This is a genomic window from Flavobacterium sp., from assembly GCF_035760125.1.
GTDB lineage: Bacteria > Bacteroidota > Bacteroidia > Flavobacteriales > Flavobacteriaceae > Flavobacterium.
Genome location: NZ_DASTTN010000550.1, coordinates 1 through 5,856 on the forward strand (window position 1 = coordinate 1; position 5,856 = coordinate 5,856).

The window sequence follows — 5,856 nt, forward strand, 5'->3', positions numbered from 1 at the left end:
CAAAAATTCAATAATGAGAAGCTTTCTCCAGCAGAAATTGAGAAATTTTATAAGGACTATTGGAGTACCATTAATAATTTGAAAATTAAAAAAATCACTTTCAAAAATGATAGTGATAAAATAAGTTTTACTGAAAATGCAGAAATAAGTGCCGTGAATTATGGGAATGTATCAACCAATAAAATGATGTTTGCCGTAAATGCCTTTAATCCATTAACTCAAAGTGTAAAACGAATTCGAAACCGAAAAAATCCTCTAGAAATTCAAAGAGGCTCAGTAGATATCGATGAAATAGAAATCGGTTTACCAGTTAATTTCTCTATTGAATTTCTTCCAGGAAATGTTGAAATTAATGGAAAATTCGGCGAATATAAAACAGAAATCATAAAAAAGGATAACAATAATATCGTTTACAAAAGGAAATTCTTTTTGAAAAAAGGTTTGTACACCAATAAAGAATACGATGAATTTCGCCTTTTTATGGAGCAGATTTCCAGAAACGACAACGCAAAAATAATTTTAATCAAAAGCTAATTACCAAATGAAGAATTTAATCAACTTCTTATTTTTATCAATCCTATTTTGTTATAATACAAAAGCACAAGAATTTAAATTAGGAAAAGTCTCCATCGCCGAATTAGAACAAAAAGTTCACACAAAAGACACTGCAGCTGTTGCAGCAATATTATTTAAAACTGGTTCAACTAAATTTGAATACATGCAAGGAGAAGGTTTTAGAGTGATTACTGAGGTAGCTATGCGCATTAAAATTTATAAAAAGGACGGTTACGATTTGGCAAATCAAGAAGTCAGGTTTATTTCAGGAAATTCTTCAATAAAAGAAAGTGTCTTGTTTGCAGATGCTGTAACTTATAATTTAGTGGAGGGAAAGATTGAAAAAACAAAATTAAAAAGTGAAGGTGAGTTTAATGAAAAGATTAATAAATATTGGAGCAAAAAGAAAATAACCTTGCCAAATGTCAAGGAAGGCTCAATATTAGAATTTAGATATAGAATTCTAACCAATAATATTGGGATGTTGAGACAGTTTGATTTTCAAACAGATATTCCTATTGATTACTCGGAATATAAAACATATGTTCCAGAATATTTTATTTACAATACTAAAATGAAAGGATTTGTTACGCCACAAATTGATGTTGTAAAATCTCCAAAATCATTTATGATTACCAGTAAGGAGAGAACTATGTCTGCTCATGTTTCTTCGACTAATTTTTCATCTGATAAAATAGAATACCAAGAAGCAAAAACTACTTATGTTACGAGAAATATGCCTGCGATGAAAGAGGAAGCATTTGTAAATAATATTGATAATTATACGACAAGTTTGGAGCAAGAATTATCGATGACTAAGTATCCAAATGAACCTTTTAAATCGTATTCAACAGACTGGGAAGCTGTAGTGAAAACTATTTATGAAGATAGCGATTTTGGAATTGAACTTAATAAAACAGGTTATTTTGAAGACGATTTAAAAGCGGTTCTTGCAGGACTAACAACTCAAGATGAAATTATTTTAGCTGTTCTAAATTATGTAAAATCAAATGTAAAATGGAATGAGTATAATGGGTATTCTTGCGATAATGGTGTTAAAAAAGCGTATACAGATAAGACCGGTAATGTTGCAGAGATTAATTTAATGCTTACTGCTATGTTACGCACAGCTGGGCTAAAGGCAAATCCTGTTTTGGTAAGCACTAGGGCAAATGGGATTTCAATTTTTCCAAATCGAGGCGCATTCAATTATGTAATTGCGGCTGTAGAGACTTCTGAGGGTAAAATATTGTTGGATGCAACAAGTAAATTTTCAACACCAAATGTATTGCCGTTTAGGGACTTAAATTGGATGGGGAGATTAATTAGAAAAGATGGAACATCAGAGGAAGTTGATTTAATGCCTACAAAAGCTTCGAATGATTATGTCACAATGATGTATGCTATTGATGCTACTGGTAAAATTACTGGAAAATTAAGAAGACAAAGAACAGGTCATAATGCGATGAGTTTTAGATCGGAGGTTGAAAATACAAAAGAGGAGGAGTATTTGGAAAAGTTAGAAAATGAAAATGAAAAAATTGAAATTTATGATTACTCTAGAGTAAATGAGAAGGATGTTCAATTACCAATTGTAGAAAGCTGTTCTTTTACGGGGACTAATCTATGTGAAATTATTGGCGAAAAAATGTATGTCAATCCGTTGTTGTTTTTTACCAAAGAACACAATCCGTTCAAACAAGAGATAAGAGAGTATCCTATTGATTATGGTTTTCCATTTTTAGATAAATATACTATCAGTATTGATATTCCTGAGGGGTATGTTGTGGAGACACTTCCAAAATCATCTCAACTTAGTATGGAAAATAATATTGGTAGCTTTAAATTTATTTCCAATGCTTCAGGAAATAAAATACAGTTATCTATAACTCATCAGATAAACGCCTCAATCGTTTCTTCGGAATATTATTCTACGCTTAAAGAATACTATCAAGGTATGATTGCCAAGGAAACAGAGAAGATTGTTTTAAAGAAAGTGTAGAGGATAATCATGATACAGTTAATAATAAAATAAAAAACGCAACCATGAACTTAAAAAATGCCCAACAAGACGTAGATACTTGGATAAAAGAACACGGAGTTCGTTATTTTAACGAATTGACCAATATGGCTCAACTTACCGAAGAAGTAGGTGAGGTAGCCCGAATCATTGCTCGCCGTTACGGAGAACAATCTGAAAAAGAAAGCGATAAAAACAAAGATCTTGGAGAGGAATTGGCCGATGTTGTTTTTGTTGTGTTGTGTTTGGCTAATCAGACAGGGATTGATTTGCAAGCTGCTTTTGACAAGAAAATGGATTTGAAATCCGTTCGAGATAAAGACCGACACAAAAACAACGATAAACTAAAATAATGTTATAAGTCAGAGGAAAGTTTTGGTACATCCTTTTTTTAAAATAAATTTGCCAAAACACACCTATCAACTCATCCAAAATGAATTTACTGTTACAAACTTCACAACACGATTTACAAGAACAAATTGCGATTACTGGTTCTAAAAGCGAAACCAATCGACTATTGTTACTTCAGGCATTATATCCAAACATTACTTTGGAGAATACTTCAAATTCTGATGATAGTGAAGTAATGCAAAAAGCTTTGAACGGTAATGAGGAAATAGTGGATATTCATCATGCCGGAACTGCAATGCGTTTCCTAACGGCATATTTTGCGGTAAATGAAGGACGTGAAGTTGTGTTGACAGGATCTCAAAGAATGACAGAGCGCCCAATTAAAGTTCTAGTTGAGGCTTTGCAACAACTTGGGGCACAGATTGCTTATGAAAAAGAAGAAGGTTATCCGCCTATTCGAATAAAAGGACAAAAAATAACGGCTTCCAAAGTTAGTATTCCAGCTAATGTGAGTAGTCAATATATATCGGCATTGCTTTTAGTGGCGCCAAAATTGGAGAACGGTATAGAACTGACTTTGGTAGGTGAAATAACTTCTGTTCCGTATATCAAGATGACCTTGGCTTTGCTAAATGATTTAGATATTCAAACTAGTTTTGTTGGAAACGTAATAACAGTATATCCAAAGAAAGAAGTAGAAACCAAAGTGATGACTGTGGAATCCGATTGGAGTTCGGCATCTTACTTTTTTAGTTTAGTTGCCTTGGCAAAAACAGCCTCTATTTCTTTGACAAGTTACAAAGAAACCAGCTTGCAGGGAGACTCGGCTTTAGTTGAGATATACAAGGAAATGGGAGTGACGTCACATTTTGAAGGTAACAAACTTACTTTGACAAAGCAAAATGATTTCGAATACAAAGACTTGAATTTTGAATTAAATAATACTCCAGATATCGCACAAACAATTGTAGTTACTTGCTTAGGACTAGGAATTGGCTGTCATCTTACCGGTTTACATACTTTAAAAATCAAAGAAACCGATAGGCTGGAAGCACTACGTATTGAATTGACAAAACTGGGAGCCAATATCACGGTGACCAATGATAGTTTGACACTTATAGCAACAAAAGACATTAATCATGAAGTGAGAATCGATACTTATAACGATCACAGAATGGCAATGGCTTTTGCTCCATTAGGATTAAAAGTGCCAATTGTTATCAATAATGCTGATGTGGTATCAAAATCATATCCTGATTTTTGGGATGATTTAAAGAAAATAGGTTTTTTTATGATGCAAAGATGGTCGTTTACATAAACTTTTGTTGAGTTTTTTGCAATCACATTGCGGGATAGGGTCAGGTAAGGAAAAATAAACACCTAAACACTTGACAACGCCTATCTCACAATCGTATATTTGCAAACGATTTAAAATTTTGATTTCAAAACTTATAATTTATAAATCATAACTCATAACTTTATCAGATGAAATTATCTCACTTTCAATTCAATTTACCAAAAGAACTTCTTGCAGAATATCCAGCCGAAAATAGAGATGAGTCTCGATTGATGGTTATTGACCGTAAGAAACAAACGATAGAACATAAAATGTTTAAAGACGTTATCGATTATTTTGATGATGGTGATGTTTTAATATTGAATAATACCAAAGTTTTTCCAGCCCGTTTATACGGAAATAAAGAAAAAACTGGAGCAAGAATCGAAGTGTTTTTGCTTAGAGAACTAAACGCAGAACAAAGACTTTGGGACGTTTTAGTAGATCCAGCGCGTAAAATCAGAATCGGAAATAAATTATACTTCGGAGACGACGATTCATTAGTGGCCGAGGTAATTGATAACACTACTTCTCGCGGAAGAACATTGCGTTTTCTTTATGATGGATCTTATGAAGAATTTAGAAATAAATTGACCGAACTAGGAGAAACTCCAATTCCTAAATATATTAGTCGTGATGTAACTCCAGAAGATGCAGAGCGTTACCAAACAATTTATGCCAAAGAAGAAGGAGCTGTTGCAGCACCAACTGCTGGTCTACACTTCTCTAAACATTTGTTAAAAAGACTGGAAATCAAAGGAGTAAAATTTGCCGAAGTAACACTTCACGTTGGTTTAGGGACTTTCAATCCAGTTGAGGTTGAGGATTTGTCTAAACACAAAATGGATTCTGAGGAATTAAAAATCACTCAGGAAGCTTGTGATATCGTAAACGCTGCAAAAGCTGCCAAGAAAAGAATCTGTACTGTAGGAACCACTTCTATGCGCGCCGTAGAAAGTTCAGTTTCTTCACAAAACACTCTGAATCCATATGATGGATGGACAAATAAATTTGTTTTCCCTCCTCACGATTTCAGTATACCAACTTGTATGATTACCAATTTCCATACGCCAAAATCAACTTTGTTGATGATGGTTTCTGCTTTTTGTGGACACGATTTAATGAAAAGAGCGTATGAAGAAGCAATCAAAGAGCAATATAAATTCTACTCTTACGGAGATGCAATGTTGATTATCTAATCACATTCAAAACTTAATAAAAGGTCTCGTCAGCAATGGCGAGATTTTTTTTGCCCCAAATTGAGCGAAGAGAACACTCGTTTAGAAATCTAAAATCTGCAATCTTTTTTATTTGGGCGTATTACGGGTTATCCATTACAAGTTTTAACCCAAAACCAAAGTAATACTTGCACTGCGGGAGCTTCCGTTGGTCGCTTCCTCGTTGCTGTATTACTAAATGGTTTCGGGTCAAAACTTTCCATTTCTACCCCTAACGCAATTTTTTTTCATAAGAATATTATTGCTCTAAACGCAAAATATAGGTTTAAATGCATTGAATTTTTATTGAATTATCTTTTTATGTTCTTCATTTGTGTTTTTTATTTATTGAATTGTTTTTTCTCTATTATCTTTTT

Annotated in this window: 5 protein-coding genes; all 5 read left to right on the forward strand. The window is 33.3% G+C overall.

From position 1 onward, the window contains the following. Nucleotides 1-534: DUF3858 domain-containing protein (locus VFS71_RS19635; RefSeq protein ID WP_326403383.1), on the forward strand; the 534-nt coding region annotated here is incomplete at its 5' end. A 7-nt stretch (nucleotides 535-541) separates the two neighbouring features. Next, on the forward strand, nucleotides 542-2,557 hold the full coding sequence (locus VFS71_RS19640; RefSeq protein WP_326403384.1) for a transglutaminase domain-containing protein: 2,016 nt from the start codon (nucleotides 542-544) through the stop codon (nucleotides 2,555-2,557). 44 nt (nucleotides 2,558-2,601) lie between these two features. Continuing rightward, complete coding sequence (locus VFS71_RS19645; protein ID WP_077373631.1) at nucleotides 2,602-2,928, forward strand: nucleotide pyrophosphohydrolase; 327 nt, start codon at nucleotides 2,602-2,604, stop codon at nucleotides 2,926-2,928. Between the two features lie 80 nt (nucleotides 2,929-3,008). Continuing rightward, nucleotides 3,009-4,244: a 3-phosphoshikimate 1-carboxyvinyltransferase gene (gene aroA / locus VFS71_RS19650; protein ID WP_326403386.1), complete on the forward strand. Its 1,236-nt coding sequence runs from the start codon at nucleotides 3,009-3,011 to the stop codon at nucleotides 4,242-4,244. Between the two features lie 167 nt (nucleotides 4,245-4,411). Next, a complete protein-coding gene (gene queA, locus VFS71_RS19655) occupies nucleotides 4,412-5,461 on the forward strand; it encodes a tRNA preQ1(34) S-adenosylmethionine ribosyltransferase-isomerase QueA (RefSeq protein ID WP_326403387.1) in 1,050 nt (349 codons plus the stop codon). The last annotated feature ends 395 nt before the right edge of the window (nucleotides 5,462-5,856 follow it).